This is a genomic window from Flavobacterium indicum GPTSA100-9 = DSM 17447 (assembly GCF_000455605.1).
Lineage (GTDB): Bacteria > Bacteroidota > Bacteroidia > Flavobacteriales > Flavobacteriaceae > Flavobacterium > Flavobacterium indicum.
On sequence record NC_017025.1, the window covers coordinates 1,759,598 to 1,773,395 of the forward strand.

Sequence of the window (13,798 nt, forward strand, 5' to 3'; positions counted from 1 at the left end):
AAATACTCCAAGTTTATTATGAGCGGAAATTCTTTACAAACAGAAATCGTTTCCTTATCTTGCACATAATAATTCTCATCATTTTCTCTTAAATGAATCAGAAATTGTATGATATTTTCTTAAAGTTAATATTATTACCTAACTATCTAAAAAAACAACATCTATATATGAAAATCGACTTCATTGAAATTAGAAATTTCAGAAAGCTTCAATCTTGTAAAATTGATTTCTCAGAAGAAGAGACAATTTTTGTAGGCGCTAATAATAGTGGTAAAACAACTGCTATGGATGCATTAATTATATTCCTGAAAACAAAAATTTTCAAAACTCAAGACTTCACATTAAACAATTGGAAAGAGTTAAATAAAATTGCCGAAAATTGGGTTAGTGATGAAGAATTGACAGAAGAAAAACAATCAATTAAAATATTAGAAAACTATCTACCTACATTAGACGTTTGGATTCAAGTCGAAGATAGCGAGCTACACTATGTTAGCCACATTATACCGACGTTAGATTGGAAAGGAGGATTACTTGGGATACGATTACGATATGAACCAAAAGAAATGATAGATTTGATTCAGGAATTTTCCACTACATATAATAAAGCAAATTCATTACTAAGTGAAAAAGGCAAAAAATTTAAATTATGGCCAAAAACATTTTGGGATTTTTGTGAGAGGAAACTAAGTTCACATTTTACAGTAAAAACATATTTACTTGACCCAGAAAAATCTACTGAAAGACAAGAATTATCTGAAAACAGTATAGCTTTAGATGGTGATGTTTTGAAAGGCCTAATCAGAATTGATATTATAAATGCGCAGCGTGGATTCAGCGATGCAAATTCAGAGCCTTCTGAAAACAAAAATGATAAAAAATTATCATCTCAATTAAGAGCATATTATGATAAACACTTAAATCCAACATTAGAACCAACAGAAAGTGATATAGATGCTTTAGAATCCATTAATACTGCACAAGATGCTTTTGATAAAAATTTAAAGGAAAGTTTTAAAACATCTCTTTCTGAACTCGAAAGTTTAAATTACCCTGGATTTGGAAACCCACAAATTCAACTTTCGACTCAAGTTTCTACTTCAGATGGTCTTCAACACGATTCAGCAGTTCAATATTATCTTGACGAGGGATTATCTCTACCAGAAAAATATAATGGATTAGGTTATCAAAATTTAATATCTATCATATTTAAATTAATCAGATTTAGAGATGATTGGATGAGAGTGGGTAAAAATTCTATAAGTGAAGATGAAATAATTGAACCATTACATTTAGTTTTGATTGAAGAACCAGAGGCACATCTACATACCCAAGTCCAACAAGTTTTTATAAAAAAAGCATATAGTGTTTTAAGGAATAACGGAAATTTAGAAGACAAGAAAGATTTTACGACTCAATTGGTTATAAGTACTCATTCAAGCTATCTCGCCCATCATAAGTTTATTAGTTTGAGATATTTTAAAAGAAATGTCTCTAACACTTTATCTACTTCTGAAGTAATAAATCTATCCACAACTTTTGGAACAGAAGATGAATCTACTAAATTCACAAAAAGATACTTAAACACTACACATAACGATATATTTTTTGCTGATGCTGTTATTTTAGTTGAGGGGCCGGCTGAAAGAATGCTCATTCCCCACTTTATAAAAAACTTTCATCCGTTATTGGATAATTGTTATATTACCATTTTAGAAATTGGAGGAAGTCATGCCCATAGATTGAAACCTTTAATTGAAACATTAGGAATAATATGTTTGGTTATAACAGATATTGATTCAGTTGACCCAAGTAATAATGGAAAAAAATGTCAACCAGAATTAGGTAAAAATTATAAAACAAATAATGATACTCTAAAAACATGGCATCCTCAAAAAGAACTTTTAGACGACTTATTGAACTTAACTTTTGATAAGAAGGTAAAATCTGACTTACCAATTCGAGTGGCATATCAAATTGACGTAGAGCTTGTTAATGAGGGAAGTAGTATTTATGCAAATCCTTACACATTTGAGGATTCATTGGTAATCGAGAATAAAGAAGGATTTAAATCAATCGATAAGCCAACAGGTCTTTTAAGAAAAATGGTTGATGCTTCAAAAAAGGATAATTTACAAGAATTTGTTAAAGAGACATATTCAATTATAACTGAACCTCAAAGCAAAAAGGCTGAATTTGCATTAGATGTATTGTATTTCGAAGACCCCAAAAACATAAATACTCCAGTATACATTAAAGAGGGATTAGAATGGGTTGAAGAGCAACTTAAAAGTAATAAACAAGGACTAAACTCATAAGTATGACTCAATATAACAACGACATAGATATTCATGTAGATAATGAGATTTACGAATGTATTGATCCAAATTCTCCTAAAAGTTTTTTTTTATTTGCTGGTGCGGGATCTGGAAAGACAAAGACTTTAATCAATGTACTTTCACGTTTTAAAGAACAACATGGAGCAAATTTTAAATTTCGGAATAAAAAAATCGCGATTATAACTTATACTAATGCAGCAGCAGATGAAATTACTCGAAGATTAGAACACAATAGTATTTTTAGCGTAAGTACAATCCATAGTTTTTCTTGGGATTTAATTAAAAATTTCACTCCCGATATTAAGGTATGGATTAATAATAACTTAATTGTGGAAATTGCTGATCTAGAAGAACAACAATCTAAAAGCAGAGGAGTAAATAAAACATCTATAGGTAGGGCTAAGAAAATTGAATCAAAGAGGGAAAGATTAGCTTCATTAAGTAAAATTAAAAAATTCATCTATAATCCTAATGGTGATAATATAACAAAGGATTCTCTAAATCATAGCGAGGTTATTTCAATTACTGCTAATTTTATCAAGTCAAAGACTTTGTTTAAACAGATATTGTTAAATAAGTTCCCCGTTATTCTTATTGACGAAAGCCAAGATACCAAGAAAGAGTTAATTGATGCGCTGTTTGAACTTCAGAACCAGTATAAAGAAAAATTATCATTGGGTTTGTTTGGAGATACTATGCAAAGGATTTATGTTGACGGGAAAGAGAATTTAGGTGTTGGACTGCCAGCTGATTGGATACAACCTGCAAAAAAAATGAATCATCGTTCTAAAAAAAGAATAATTGATTTAATAAATAAAATCAGAAGTGAAATTGACGGTCAAGAACAACTCCCTAGGACAGAAAAAACAGATGGTGTAGTTAGATTATTTGCCGTATCTAGGGCGAAAAACAAATCAGAAGTAGAAAAACTTATTTGTCAAAAAATGAAGGAATGTACAGATGATGAAAAATGGGAGAATGACGATACTGATGTAATGACACTTACTTTAGAACATCATATGGCAGCAAGAAGGATGGGATTTTCTACATTTTTTGACCCTCTTTATGCTGTTGATAAGATTAAAACAAGTTTATTAGACGGAACTTCAACGTCGATTAATTTATTTTCTAAAATAGTTTTACCTTTATATCAAGCACATATAAAAAACAATAAATTTGAAATTGCAAACATCGTAAAAAAGCATTCAGAATTAGTTAATAAACAAGCGCTTTTAAAAGAAGAAAATAAATTAAGCACATTCCATTCAACAAATGAAAAAGTAAATGAATTACTATCTTTATGGATCGAGGGAAACCAACCTACTTTACTAGAAATATTAGAAAAGATTAATGAAGCTAATCTATTTAAAACTCCATCAACCTTAAAATTAGTCTTAGCAAGAACAGGTGCTGAAGTGATTGAAAATGAGGAAGAATTAGATGAGGATGGTGATATTTTAGGAGCTTGGGAAGTTGCCCTAACTGCAAAGTTTTCTGAGATAATAGAATATAGCAAATACATAAATGAAGAATCTACTTTTGGTACACACCAAGGAGTTAAAGGATTAGAATTTGACCGAGTAATGGTAATTATAGATGATGAAGAATCAAAAGGATTTATGTTCAGTTATGATAAATTGTTTGGAATAAAACCTTTAACTTCAACCGATCAAAAGAACATTGATGAAGGTAAAGAAACTGGAATCGATAGAACATTGAGACTGTTTTATGTTGCATGTAGTAGAGCTAAAGAAAGCTTAGCAATTGTCTCCTATACAGATACACCAGAAGAATTGAAGAAAAATATAATTAATTATGGTTGGTTTATTGATAACGAAGTAGAAATTATTAAATAGATTCACATAATGATAGAACATCATAATTATTTTAAAGTACATCTACCTAAAAAAGAATATAAAGGTGAAAATGATAATGAACTTACTGAAATTCTTATGGAAGAATTCTATTTGCTTTCAGATGGAAAACTTACGGAAAGTTATACCTCAATCAATCCAAAGGATGATAAATTTGAAATTAGTCTTTACCCTTCAATCTTATATGCAGCTAATAAACTGAAACACTCTGAAAATGAAAAATTTCAGTTCATCAATAACTATCTTGACCATTCTTTTGTAGATTTTCTAACAAGATTTAGTCCGTTGTATAAATCAACAAGCTTTATTGAATATCATTTACATTTCTATAAAGGTAATGACGAAGATTTTATTAAACATATCAAATATGAAATACTCTCAATAATAAGAAAGAGGAAAGAAGAGAACAATGATGCTGAAAGTGATTACAATAATCTAGAAGTAATAGTGACTGATTGGGTCAATTCAAAAATGAAAAAAGAAATCGATTACAATACACAGATAAATAATGCTGAAAATGTCATTATTAACAATGGAAGTAAAATTAAAAATCAAAAAGTCTCACATAAATCACCAAAAGATAATTTGGCCAAATATGCTTTTTGGGTAACAGTTATTGGAATAATCATCTCAGTTATTATTGGATGGAAAGAGATTATAGAATTTTTTAAGTAATTGAAGGAATGAAAAATGTTAATAATTTTCTTAATGATTTAAAAAGATATCTACTTTTGATATATGCTTTTTAATCATCAATTTTTATAAACTTACTTATCTTCTGGCGTGCTCTTCCTGATACAAACTGAACCCTAGCTTTTATAAAACCGCCTTAGCAGAAGTTTTATTTTTTTATTACATTTATTAGTTGGTCGAAGATTTTTTGATTTTTCTTTAGATGAATAATAAATTTTCTGATTGGTATTAGTTGTAATATATATTATAGGTTGTTCAACAGAATTAATAAACAAATTTACATTTTCACCATTTTTGGTTTTAAAATTTCCTTTTCTTATAGTTTGTAATGCAAAACCATTTGTCTTTATTGATATTTCGGGTAATTCATTCACGAGTTCAATTGACTTAATTTCATTTGTTCTTATGTCTATTCCATAATCACCTTTAATTCTAACCAAATTATCATTGATCTCAATTTGATTATCCTGTAGACTATAATAAAACATTGCAACAATTGCTATAAAAACAACGAACATAAAACTCATCGTAATTATAGTTTTCAGATTCTTTTTTTTGTCGTTTATTTTTGAAAATCGATTCCCTTTCCAAATGAAATAAACATAAGAAATTATGGGATAAGTTGCTATAAAAATTCCGCTCCAATCAGGATTTATAAAATAATATAAAATAATATAAAATTGAACCAATAATAAATATTGATATTCCTAAGAAAATGTGGAAATTTTTAATATAAGCTATATAAGATTTAATATCAAATTTTTGTCTTTCTTCTTCAGACATTGTGTTATATCCTGAAAGCAAATATTTAGCGTTATTTTCAGTAACTAAAAATGCTAATCCTAAAAAAATAAGACTCAAAAATGTAATTGCGAATATCATTGGCGTAAAATTTCAGCTAACACTATAAATTATCAACAATCCTATTATAAAAGATAATGAAGAAATAAATTGAAAATAAAGTGGTTTTAATATATCGGCAGATTTATTGGAGAAATTATGATGAAGTTGCCTAGGAACAAAATAAAGAACCAACGAAGTAAAAAGCATAAAGCAACCAAAAATCCTGAATACTTCGGGGAACTTAGAAAAGTCAGAATAGGTAATTAATGCCGCAGCTGGTATAATTCGTATAGTTATTTCAGCGTAGTTTATTAAATTTGTACTTCCTGCTTTCCTTAATGTTTCTCTTGCTTTTTCAGGCTTGAAAAGCATTAGAAATCCTACTAGTATAAAAAATAAACCAAAGAAAATTATAATGTATTTTGCTAATAATATTTTCATTAAATTTTATCCTATTTAAAGTTATTTTGTTATAAAGAAAGTATTTATTCAAAATTAGTAAAATAATTTGGTAAAAATGTATTTTCCACCAAATTAAAAGCCATGTTACATCTCTGCAACACGGCTTTACCAATCAACCAAATCAAAAACTATTTCTTTGCTTTAGCTTTCACAACTCTGCCTCCTTTGACATAACGATAACCTTTTTTAAGAGTTCCGTCTTTTTTAACACCCTCTCTTTGGATAATTCTACTGCACATTTTCTTTGCAGAGATAGTTTTCTTTTTTTTCGATTTCGATTTTGTTTTTTTCGCTACCATGATTTCTGATTTTAAGTTATTTGACTTTAAATGATAATTTGTTCTTTTTAGGTTTATTCACTACTTTCTTATAGTACATCGAATATTTTAAAGTGAGGTCATTTCCTCTATTTTTCTCTAGTGTAGCAAATCGTTGTTTTGGATCTTGATGAGATGAACAATGAATCACTGAAGTCGGATTATGTGCCATCTTATTACCGCCGTACATCGCTCCATTTTCTTTGACTTGAGAGATAAAACACCAAATAATTTTCGGGTATTTTGTTCGTAAATAATTTAATTGGTCTGCTGTGATTTTCAAATCAGTTACCGAATCGGCAATAATGACTTTAACCACCTTGCAGAATCCTTGCAATTCTTCAAAAGGATTTTCTAAATAACCTTTTATAGCTATGTACTTTCTCCCAGCTTCAGTAGTATTTCTGTTGATACTATCCACTGTGTCTTTGCTTTCAATTCCGCCTTGCTCATAATCAATGTAGGCTACTGGCGTTTGTTGTTCTCCAAAAGCATTTGCAATCTGCATGGCCAACTGTGATTTAGAACTGTGCTTGTTACCTTTTATCAGGATTAAAGCTTTATGAGGCTGTTGTTTTTGTAAAAACTTACCAATTTCTCCACCTAGAACAAAGACATCTTTAGCCTCCTGTGGAGCAGAATTAGCTGAAATAAAGCCAAGTTTTTCAAGCTCATTAAGGCTTTTATCTTGATTAGAAATATTAGGCTTTTCTCTTCTTTTTACAACAGTTGGCACAGTTCTTTTTCTATTTGATTCAGTATTTTTGATTACTTCAATTGAAGCCGAAAGTCCTGCTTTTTTAGTTCTGGTAACTTTCGCTTTTACCTTTTTCTTTCCTGGTCTTTTTGATGCTACTTTTTTAACCTCTTCTTTCACTATTTCTGTTTCTTCACTTTCAGTATTTCTACCTAATATGTAATTCACTGCTTTTTGAGATTGTGCTGAAGCTTTCAAGAAAAAGCGATTATCATTTTCTAATTCACTCACCAAAACAGTGTTCCAATTTTTAAGATACTTAGCTGAATTTTCTTTGGTCTGAAATAGTATTCCAGATTCAGAACACATGAAAACCGCTCCGAGTTCTGCAATGAGTTCCTCATAAGCATAAGGTTTACTTCCAAAAGTTCCTGTCATATCCCTGTTCAATCTTTTTTTTGCTCCAGTTGAATGGGTTAACTCGTGGAAAAAAGTACAGTAATACGAAGCCTCTTTTTTGAACGCTTTAATATTAGGCATATTGAGTTTATCGGTAGAAGGCTGATAATAGGCTCTATCTCCAACAAAAGTGTAAGTAGGCGGGTCTTTATAACCATCAATAAGATTTTGAGCCTGTTCAATTGGGTTCACATCTTTATTGCCTGTCGGTTCAGGGAATTTCAATCCTGTGCAATCGTCTGCTCTAAAAACATTGTAATACTTAATTACGGGAATTTTAGTAAGATGTTCTCTTAAATCTTCCTTGGTTAGACCATTAGATTTTACAAACTCTGTGAACTTTTCTCTGTCCGTAGTTTTGAATTGCAAAACACCATTATCGAAACTAAAAATCATTGTGTAATAAATCACACGTCTTGCTTTGCTGTCTTTCTTTAGGCTTGCACCAGTTTCTTTAATCTGATTGAACGTTAAGTAATACGGCTGGATGAATTTAATCGGTACCAAATAGCCTTTACCATCTTTATCAAATTTTATATCAAAATTGAGTAGGAAGTTTGCTCCGGTATATTCTTTCTTGCTAACATAATTTTTAGCTGCACCATCAGAACCTGAGCCTACCCAGTCTTTTTGCCATGGCAAATGCCCAACTTTCTCAATCGTATTAATAATTAAATCCGTGATATAACTGTAAATATCATCAGGAGAAACGCCATTTAGCCCACCTTCTGTATCTTCTTCAGATATGTATTCTAATGTTGGAAGAATGATTCTTTGCTCTGCTCCACTAAGTCCAGTAGATTCAATAAAATCCATTATTTCAATAGTGAAAAGAATATCATTGTTTTGCTCCAAAACTTTGCTAATGCGACTTGTAATAATCGAATGTTTCTGCTTTTTAGCTCTTTTTAAAAGGGATTTTAAAACGGAGCGTTTTACAGTTTTACCGTTAAGATTATTGAATGAAGTTATTAAATCCATGTTTATTTTATTATTGAATACTCTTTGCCTAAAACTCCTAGAATCGTTTCAGTCTGGATATCATTTATGCTTTTAATCTGAGAAAGGTTTTGCCAGTTGGAAATGTTCTCTAGTATTGGAACTTCCACAATCAGATCCTTTAGTACATGTTTTCCTTTAGCAGGAATGGATAAAAAGCATTTATTTACTGTGATGGTAGCTATTCGCTTGGCTGTTTTATCTTTGAGGATAATTCGCTTAACGGTGGCAACTACACCATCAGGGTTGAAATTATCGCTTGTAGGATTGTAAATGGTAACATCCAAATTAAAGCGCATCCGTTTGAAATTAATATCGAAATTTCTAATTCCAGTAGGTAATGCTTTTAATTTTTTCATTGTTTCTTTCCATTTATTGAGTTTATTCTTGTACCATAATGCTCCAATGCCTAATAATGCCCCAGTGATTACAATATGTTTTGCTCTTATTCCCATACAGTAGTCTTTTTTCTGATTAGAAATACTATCTTAAATCCGATATAGAATAATGCCAAAATCCCTAATCCCATTAAAAATTTCTCCAATTTTGATAAGTTTTTTTCAACTGCAATAGGAATCTTTTTAACCTGGATAATTGTCTTTACTTTTTCATTTTTTACCGCTGTATTTTCATTTTTGGTTTGAGCGATTTGAGCATAAAACTCTAATTGTTTTTTAAGTTTGTCGTAAATGAGTTTATAGCTGTTATCTCCAGATTTTTTTGAGGTATTTAACTTGGATAAAATTTCATCTACCTTGGCATTAACCAAACTATCAAAAACTATATTTCCTGTTTGACTTTGTGTAATCGGGGTAACTAACTTATCATCAATTGCCCGATTAATAACTGTATTTTTTATACTGTCTCTTTTCTGAATTTCATTTTTAAGCAACGTGTTTTCCTGCTTTAATTTTTTAGCTGAAGAACAACTTGTAAAAACCATACTGGAAATGACAAACAAGATGATATAGTAGATTAACTTTTTCATGGTTTTGATTTTTTTAAATAGACTTTTATAACAAAAAGTAGTAGCTCAGAAACCTCTATTGCTTGAATCAAATCGATTTCATAATAAACACTGAGGATTCCAATAATTTTATCAAAGGTTTTTCTTTTCATTTCCCTTGTTATTCAAACAGCCAGAACATCGCTTTTGATATTCCTGCAATTGTTCTTTAAGGTTTCTAATTTCAATGGTATTTTCATCGATAATCCGCTGCATCTCTTCAAATTTCTTATCCGTTACAACTGACATTTTGGTATAAATTGAATCGATGGCCTCTAGTGCTGAAGCTTCCGTTTTTTTTAGTTCAGAGTTTCTCGACCTCCAAGCTATGTATATTGAAATCAAGGTGGTGGAACCCAAGAAATAGTTCAGTATCGTTTCTATTGGTAACATATTTTTATCCTTTATTTAGTTTTAGAACCAAAATCGAGCACCCTAGTAAAAGGGTTGTAGTAGCTATAAGCAGATTTATTCTTCGGTTTGCCCGGTTTCGGACTCGCTTTTTTTTTTAATATTCCAAGTGTGTCAATGCTCGTATAATACTTAAGTTGTTTGACTCTTTCAGAAAAATTAGTTAGCCCTCCGTTAATTTTCTTGGTAATTGATGTTATGTTGTTAGTATCGGCAATTGGATTAAGCTTGAATCTTACACTCCAAAACCAACCAGCAATATCAATAGCTATATCGGGACGTGAGGCCAAATCTGGGTTAGCAATCACATCTAATCCTGAATAATCTTTATAGGCTTGATAATTAACCCTTCCTGTTAATTGGATTAATCCACGTCCTCTAAAACGCCAACCATCACCAACTTGTGTATTTCCTAAATTTACTTTTCCCCATTTTCCACCATACACAATATTAGCGATGGCCTCCTGATTAGCTTTTCGTTTAGCAGTTCTTCCGTACAGATTTGCCTGAGCAACCGAAATCTGGTTCGTTCCAAAAGTTTCAATCAGTCCGGCGGGAGTATAATTCAAGTTCTCAGAAAGCTTAATAAATCCTCCTGTTTCTTCGTGAAGCTGTGCCAAAAAATGTGCAACTCTCTTGGGGGTATTAATAGCATACTTCTTAAAAACCTTCAAAAAAGGTGTACTATTTGATAATAAAAATTCCATTACAACTGTACTTTTTTAGGTTCAACATTGGGCTTTTCATTTGATTTGGATTCGATTTTAGGTTTAGTTTCATCACTCATCGAAGCGATAATAATTGCGCCCAGCACACCTAAACCAATCCATATTCCTGTACTTGTATTCATTATCTCCAGTCTTTAAGTCTGATTTGTTTTATTCCTTTTTGAGTGAAAAGAGCATTCTCCGTATTTCTTCCAAAATCACCATCAACTTTAACTTTTAATAAAGTTTGTAGTGTTCTTACTTCCATGCCTTTACTACCTTTTTTTAAAAGTATTGCTTTATCAATTCCTGAAGTTTCCGCTACGGCTTGAATAGTTGGTAAAATCTTTCCAACAGGTTTTATTACTGTATGATCAGGAATCCAATAAATGTCATTCAAAAAAGTTCCATCTCTTTGAGCAACATAACGATAAGTGCCATCAGGTCTTTTGCCAACCCAAATGATTTTACCGATTTTATCTCCTTTTTTGAAAGTAGCCTTTCTAATTCCTTCGCTGGTATAATTCCCATCAGCCATTTTTCGTGCATCGTAAGTCTTTGTCCCATTAAAGCCTGAAGCCATCACTTCCTGACCTATGCTGTATCTAAATGCATCAGCACTTCTGACAGGTGGTTCTGAAATTGTTTTTACAGGAATAATTGGAGCTGTTGCTAATGTTGGTGTTCGTATAGGCTTCGGTGTCGCAACAGGTAAAGTTTCATTGCTTAAATCCGCTTCAATTTCTTGACTGATTTCATTATCATTCTTATTTTTTTGAACGAAATAATAAATGCCACCACCTATAGCAAGAGCGATACCGCCACCAATCCATATTTTATCTTCTGTGGTCATTCTTATAAGTATTTTGAATAATTTGATTTCAATAATTTATAATCGCTGTCACTTAATTCCTCTTTGAGCCAAACCTTTAAAGGATGCCTTACTGGAGTTTGCCATAAAGCGAAATAAGTGTTGCCTGTAAGTGTATTGTAATACCTACTTCCAAAGGCTTTTATCACCCATGAAAACTGTGCTGGGCTAACTCCAGTGAGCGTGGTAAAAATGGTCTTACGCTTTTCAGTATTAGTGAAATTAGCTTCTTTCATTGCATCATAAAGCACTGTAGCTATTTCTTTAGCGTTGAAGTTATTTTCTACCGTTCCTTGATTCAAATAAACGTTCCCGTTTTTATCCTTTTTTGCTTGAGCTATGGAAAAAAGCAGAATTCCCAATCCCGCTATTCCAACAGAGATAGGCACTATTTTTGAACTGTCCATGATTAAAAAAAGTTTGGGATTATAAAGCGTAATTCCATTAGTTCATTTTGACTGAACTGGTCACCAAACCATTCTATCAGAGTCATTTTTTTTGATAAAGGATTGATCCCTTTTCTAAGCCCGAAAGCATTATGAATCCTCACAAATCCGTTAGGATTAACTCCCATAAGATTTTGCTTTACAGATTTAAAACCATTTCCAACACCATACATTGCACTATAAATTGCTTCAGCTTTATTCTTTGCCATCCCAGTTGAAATATTGCTTGGTCTGTCTCTTTTGTTTTCTTTTAAAGGTGAAAAACCGTTAAAAATTTTCTTGTAAGCAAAGTAACCCACACCTAAAAAAAGCCCCATTTTCAAAACCCCTTTCACAATCGAGACCGTGGCATTTACTCCTGCACTTGTATTCTCAAGAGTTGTTGCAATAGCTTTTTGTCCTTGTGGAGATGAAGCTACTGCGGTAAGCACTGCGGGATTATGTAAACCTTGTCTTTTCATATTCATTTCTTGGCTGTAGTATTGCTCCCAATTTCAATTTTACTCCGAGAATTTCATTTTAAGCATTCTAAAGAGTTGTCCCAGTAGTTGGTTCATTTTACTCTTCCCGTTTCATTTTTACTCTCTTAACCTGGAGCAATGTCTACACCTGTGTTTTATCATTGTTTCACCCGCCTGCAAATGGAGCATGCAGACAGGTTACTCCAACTTTCTACATTATGAACTCTTTGATTGTTTGCCAACTCTGGGCATCGGTAACCATTGCAATGGCTTTTTTGGATTTTTTCAGTTCCACTAGTTTTTCCAAAACTTCATTATCCAAATCCGATAATTCCTGAATCAGTTTTGTCTTTTTCTGTAACTTGAATGGGTTGGTTTCCTTTGTTTTTATAGTTATTGTGCTCATACTACCATTTGATGTTTTTGTAATAGTCCAAATAGCTCTTGTGAAAAGAGATTGTTTTCGGACTTTTCGTTGATTTTTTGATAAATGACTGAAAGCAACGTTATAGTATCGTCATCAAGGGTTCGGATAATATCCAAGAATGCTTTTTTAGCATCTGAACAATTCTCATCATCCAAATCTTCAGGAGAAGCCATAGCTAAACCACTATTTTCAACCGGAACATTAAACCCTAATCCTTTTAGAATTAATGGAGCTTGTTTAACCACTCCTAAAAGCATGTTATTCAAACTGTCATTGCTTTCTTTGGTGTACTTCCGCTGCAATTTTTCCTCAGCGAGTTCTTCGTTTTTCGCTTTGAGTTCCCGATTATATTTTTCAGATTCTTCTAACTTTTTAGCGAGTTCATCTCGATCACGCGCTTGTAATTTCAAATCAAAAATGTCGGCAATTCCCAAACCCATTAGACCTGCACTTTTTTTCTTTTTTTTCTTCTTTTTAAGGACTTGTTTTGGTTCATCCTCTATATGACTTGAATTAGAAATAATCTCACCAAAAGTTACATCAAAAGGATCTCCTTCAATTTTGAAAGCATTTACCCCATTTTTGCGTTTCTCCTGAATGGTAAGTTTGGTAAAACCATCATTGTAGAGTTTTTCAAAAAATTCTTCACTCGTACCATAATCATTTTTTATCTGCTCGTGGGTAATATTTCGAAAAATTGGCTTTGAGGTAGTTCTGTCGTAAACTGTTACAGCGCAAAATTTATCGCTTGCCAGTTTATCCATCAAATCATCTAATTGCTCCATT

General features: G+C 31.7%; 18 protein-coding genes. 3 read left to right on the forward strand and 15 right to left on the reverse strand.

The features are described 5' to 3' along the window. The first annotated feature begins 167 nt into the window (after positions 1 to 167). The 3 genes from KQS_RS08015 to KQS_RS08025 are packed head-to-tail and all read left to right on the forward strand — an operon-like array spanning position 168 to position 4,888. On the forward strand, positions 168 to 2,318 hold the full coding sequence (locus KQS_RS08015) for an ATP-dependent endonuclease (protein WP_041252261.1): 2,151 nt from the start codon (positions 168 to 170) through the stop codon (positions 2,316 to 2,318). A gap of 2 nt (positions 2,319 to 2,320) precedes the next feature. Then, the gene (locus KQS_RS08020) at positions 2,321 to 4,195 is read left to right on the forward strand and encodes a UvrD-helicase domain-containing protein (RefSeq protein WP_014388682.1); all 1,875 of its coding nucleotides are present in this window, start codon (positions 2,321 to 2,323) and stop codon (positions 4,193 to 4,195) included. A gap of 9 nt (positions 4,196 to 4,204) precedes the next feature. Then, positions 4,205 to 4,888 carry a hypothetical protein gene (locus tag KQS_RS08025; RefSeq protein ID WP_014388683.1) on the forward strand — a complete coding sequence of 228 codons (684 nt, stop codon included), beginning with the start codon at positions 4,205 to 4,207 and terminating at the stop codon, positions 4,886 to 4,888. A gap of 134 nt (positions 4,889 to 5,022) precedes the next feature. Here KQS_RS08025 and KQS_RS08030 read toward each other — a convergent pair whose 3' ends face one another. The 15 genes from KQS_RS08030 to KQS_RS08090 form a co-directional block, all read right to left on the reverse strand. Beyond that, entirely contained in the window at positions 5,023 to 5,433 is a 411-nt protein-coding gene (locus KQS_RS08030; protein WP_157868411.1) for a PH domain-containing protein, read from the reverse strand. 118 nt (positions 5,434 to 5,551) lie between these two features. Continuing rightward, entirely contained in the window at positions 5,552 to 5,788 is a 237-nt protein-coding gene (locus tag KQS_RS14730; protein WP_041252056.1) for a DUF3784 domain-containing protein, read from the reverse strand. A gap of 12 nt (positions 5,789 to 5,800) precedes the next feature. Continuing rightward, the gene (locus KQS_RS08040) at positions 5,801 to 6,190 is read right to left on the reverse strand and encodes a hypothetical protein (protein ID WP_014388684.1); all 390 of its coding nucleotides are present in this window, start codon (positions 6,188 to 6,190) and stop codon (positions 5,801 to 5,803) included. Between the two features lie 149 nt (positions 6,191 to 6,339). Further along, positions 6,340 to 6,510 (reverse strand): hypothetical protein, encoded by a 171-nt coding sequence (locus KQS_RS14410; RefSeq protein ID WP_014388685.1) that lies wholly within the window; start codon positions 6,508 to 6,510, stop codon positions 6,340 to 6,342. A 16-nt stretch (positions 6,511 to 6,526) separates the two neighbouring features. Next, on the reverse strand, positions 6,527 to 8,539 hold the full coding sequence (locus KQS_RS14025; RefSeq protein ID WP_162141186.1) for an ArdC family protein: 2,013 nt from the start codon (positions 8,537 to 8,539) through the stop codon (positions 6,527 to 6,529). Between the two features lie 128 nt (positions 8,540 to 8,667). Next, positions 8,668 to 9,138, reverse strand: a complete 471-nt coding sequence (locus KQS_RS08050; protein ID WP_014388687.1) for a hypothetical protein — start codon at positions 9,136 to 9,138, stop codon at positions 8,668 to 8,670. Next, positions 9,129 to 9,671: a hypothetical protein gene (locus tag KQS_RS08055; RefSeq protein WP_014388688.1), complete on the reverse strand. Its 543-nt coding sequence runs from the start codon at positions 9,669 to 9,671 to the stop codon at positions 9,129 to 9,131. Before KQS_RS08055 ends, KQS_RS08050 begins: the two co-directional genes overlap by 10 nt. A 111-nt stretch (positions 9,672 to 9,782) precedes the next feature. Further along, entirely contained in the window at positions 9,783 to 10,082 is a 300-nt protein-coding gene (locus KQS_RS08060) for a hypothetical protein (RefSeq protein ID WP_014388689.1), read from the reverse strand. 11 nt (positions 10,083 to 10,093) lie between these two features. Next, positions 10,094 to 10,807, reverse strand: coding sequence for a glycoside hydrolase family 19 protein (locus KQS_RS08065; protein ID WP_014388690.1), 714 nt, complete (start codon positions 10,805 to 10,807; stop codon positions 10,094 to 10,096). After that, complete coding sequence (locus KQS_RS14415; protein WP_014388691.1) at positions 10,807 to 10,950, reverse strand: hypothetical protein; 144 nt, start codon at positions 10,948 to 10,950, stop codon at positions 10,807 to 10,809. Before KQS_RS14415 ends, KQS_RS08065 begins: the two co-directional genes overlap by 1 nt. Continuing rightward, positions 10,950 to 11,660: a peptidoglycan-binding domain-containing protein gene (locus KQS_RS08070; RefSeq protein WP_014388692.1), complete on the reverse strand. Its 711-nt coding sequence runs from the start codon at positions 11,658 to 11,660 to the stop codon at positions 10,950 to 10,952. Before KQS_RS08070 ends, KQS_RS14415 begins: the two co-directional genes overlap by 1 nt. A gap of 2 nt (positions 11,661 to 11,662) precedes the next feature. Further along, the gene (locus tag KQS_RS08075) at positions 11,663 to 12,085 is read right to left on the reverse strand and encodes a hypothetical protein (protein WP_014388693.1); all 423 of its coding nucleotides are present in this window, start codon (positions 12,083 to 12,085) and stop codon (positions 11,663 to 11,665) included. 2 nt (positions 12,086 to 12,087) lie between these two features. Beyond that, a complete protein-coding gene (locus tag KQS_RS08080) occupies positions 12,088 to 12,585 on the reverse strand; it encodes a hypothetical protein (RefSeq protein WP_157868412.1) in 498 nt (165 codons plus the stop codon). Positions 12,586 to 12,796: 211 nt separating this feature from the next. After that, positions 12,797 to 12,991 (reverse strand): hypothetical protein, encoded by a 195-nt coding sequence (locus KQS_RS08085; RefSeq protein ID WP_014388695.1) that lies wholly within the window; start codon positions 12,989 to 12,991, stop codon positions 12,797 to 12,799. Beyond that, positions 12,988 to 13,797, reverse strand: a complete 810-nt coding sequence (locus KQS_RS08090) for a hypothetical protein (RefSeq protein WP_014388696.1) — start codon at positions 13,795 to 13,797, stop codon at positions 12,988 to 12,990. Before KQS_RS08090 ends, KQS_RS08085 begins: the two co-directional genes overlap by 4 nt. Position 13,798: the final 1 nt, after the last annotated feature.

Excerpts from the sequence above, each read along its gene's own strand:
- KQS_RS08050 (WP_014388687.1), bottom strand. The coding sequence starts at position 9,138 with ATGGGAATAAGAGCAAAACATATTGTAATCACTGGGGCATTATTAGGC.
- KQS_RS08015 (WP_041252261.1), top strand. The coding sequence starts at position 168 with ATGAAAATCGACTTCATTGAAATTAGAAATTTCAGAAAGCTTCAATCT.
- KQS_RS08030 (WP_157868411.1), bottom strand. The coding sequence starts at position 5,433 with ATGAGTTTTATGTTCGTTGTTTTTATAGCAATTGTTGCAATGTTTTAT.
- KQS_RS08085 (WP_014388695.1), bottom strand. The coding sequence starts at position 12,991 with ATGAGCACAATAACTATAAAAACAAAGGAAACCAACCCATTCAAGTTA.
- KQS_RS08075 (WP_014388693.1), bottom strand. The coding sequence starts at position 12,085 with ATGGACAGTTCAAAAATAGTGCCTATCTCTGTTGGAATAGCGGGATTG.
- KQS_RS08065 (WP_014388690.1), bottom strand. The coding sequence starts at position 10,807 with ATGGAATTTTTATTATCAAATAGTACACCTTTTTTGAAGGTTTTTAAG.
- KQS_RS08070 (WP_014388692.1), bottom strand. The coding sequence starts at position 11,660 with ATGACCACAGAAGATAAAATATGGATTGGTGGCGGTATCGCTCTTGCT.
- KQS_RS08025 (WP_014388683.1), top strand. The coding sequence starts at position 4,205 with ATGATAGAACATCATAATTATTTTAAAGTACATCTACCTAAAAAAGAA.
- KQS_RS08055 (WP_014388688.1), bottom strand. The coding sequence starts at position 9,671 with ATGAAAAAGTTAATCTACTATATCATCTTGTTTGTCATTTCCAGTATG.
- KQS_RS08020 (WP_014388682.1), top strand. The coding sequence starts at position 2,321 with ATGACTCAATATAACAACGACATAGATATTCATGTAGATAATGAGATT.
- KQS_RS14410 (WP_014388685.1), bottom strand. The coding sequence starts at position 6,510 with ATGGTAGCGAAAAAAACAAAATCGAAATCGAAAAAAAAGAAAACTATC.
- KQS_RS14730 (WP_041252056.1), bottom strand. The coding sequence starts at position 5,788 with ATGATATTCGCAATTACATTTTTGAGTCTTATTTTTTTAGGATTAGCA.
- KQS_RS08090 (WP_014388696.1), bottom strand. The coding sequence starts at position 13,797 with ATGGAGCAATTAGATGATTTGATGGATAAACTGGCAAGCGATAAATTT.
- KQS_RS14415 (WP_014388691.1), bottom strand. The coding sequence starts at position 10,950 with ATGAATACAAGTACAGGAATATGGATTGGTTTAGGTGTGCTGGGCGCA.
- KQS_RS08080 (WP_157868412.1), bottom strand. The coding sequence starts at position 12,585 with ATGAAAAGACAAGGTTTACATAATCCCGCAGTGCTTACCGCAGTAGCT.
- KQS_RS08060 (WP_014388689.1), bottom strand. The coding sequence starts at position 10,082 with ATGTTACCAATAGAAACGATACTGAACTATTTCTTGGGTTCCACCACC.
- KQS_RS08040 (WP_014388684.1), bottom strand. The coding sequence starts at position 6,190 with ATGAAAATATTATTAGCAAAATACATTATAATTTTCTTTGGTTTATTT.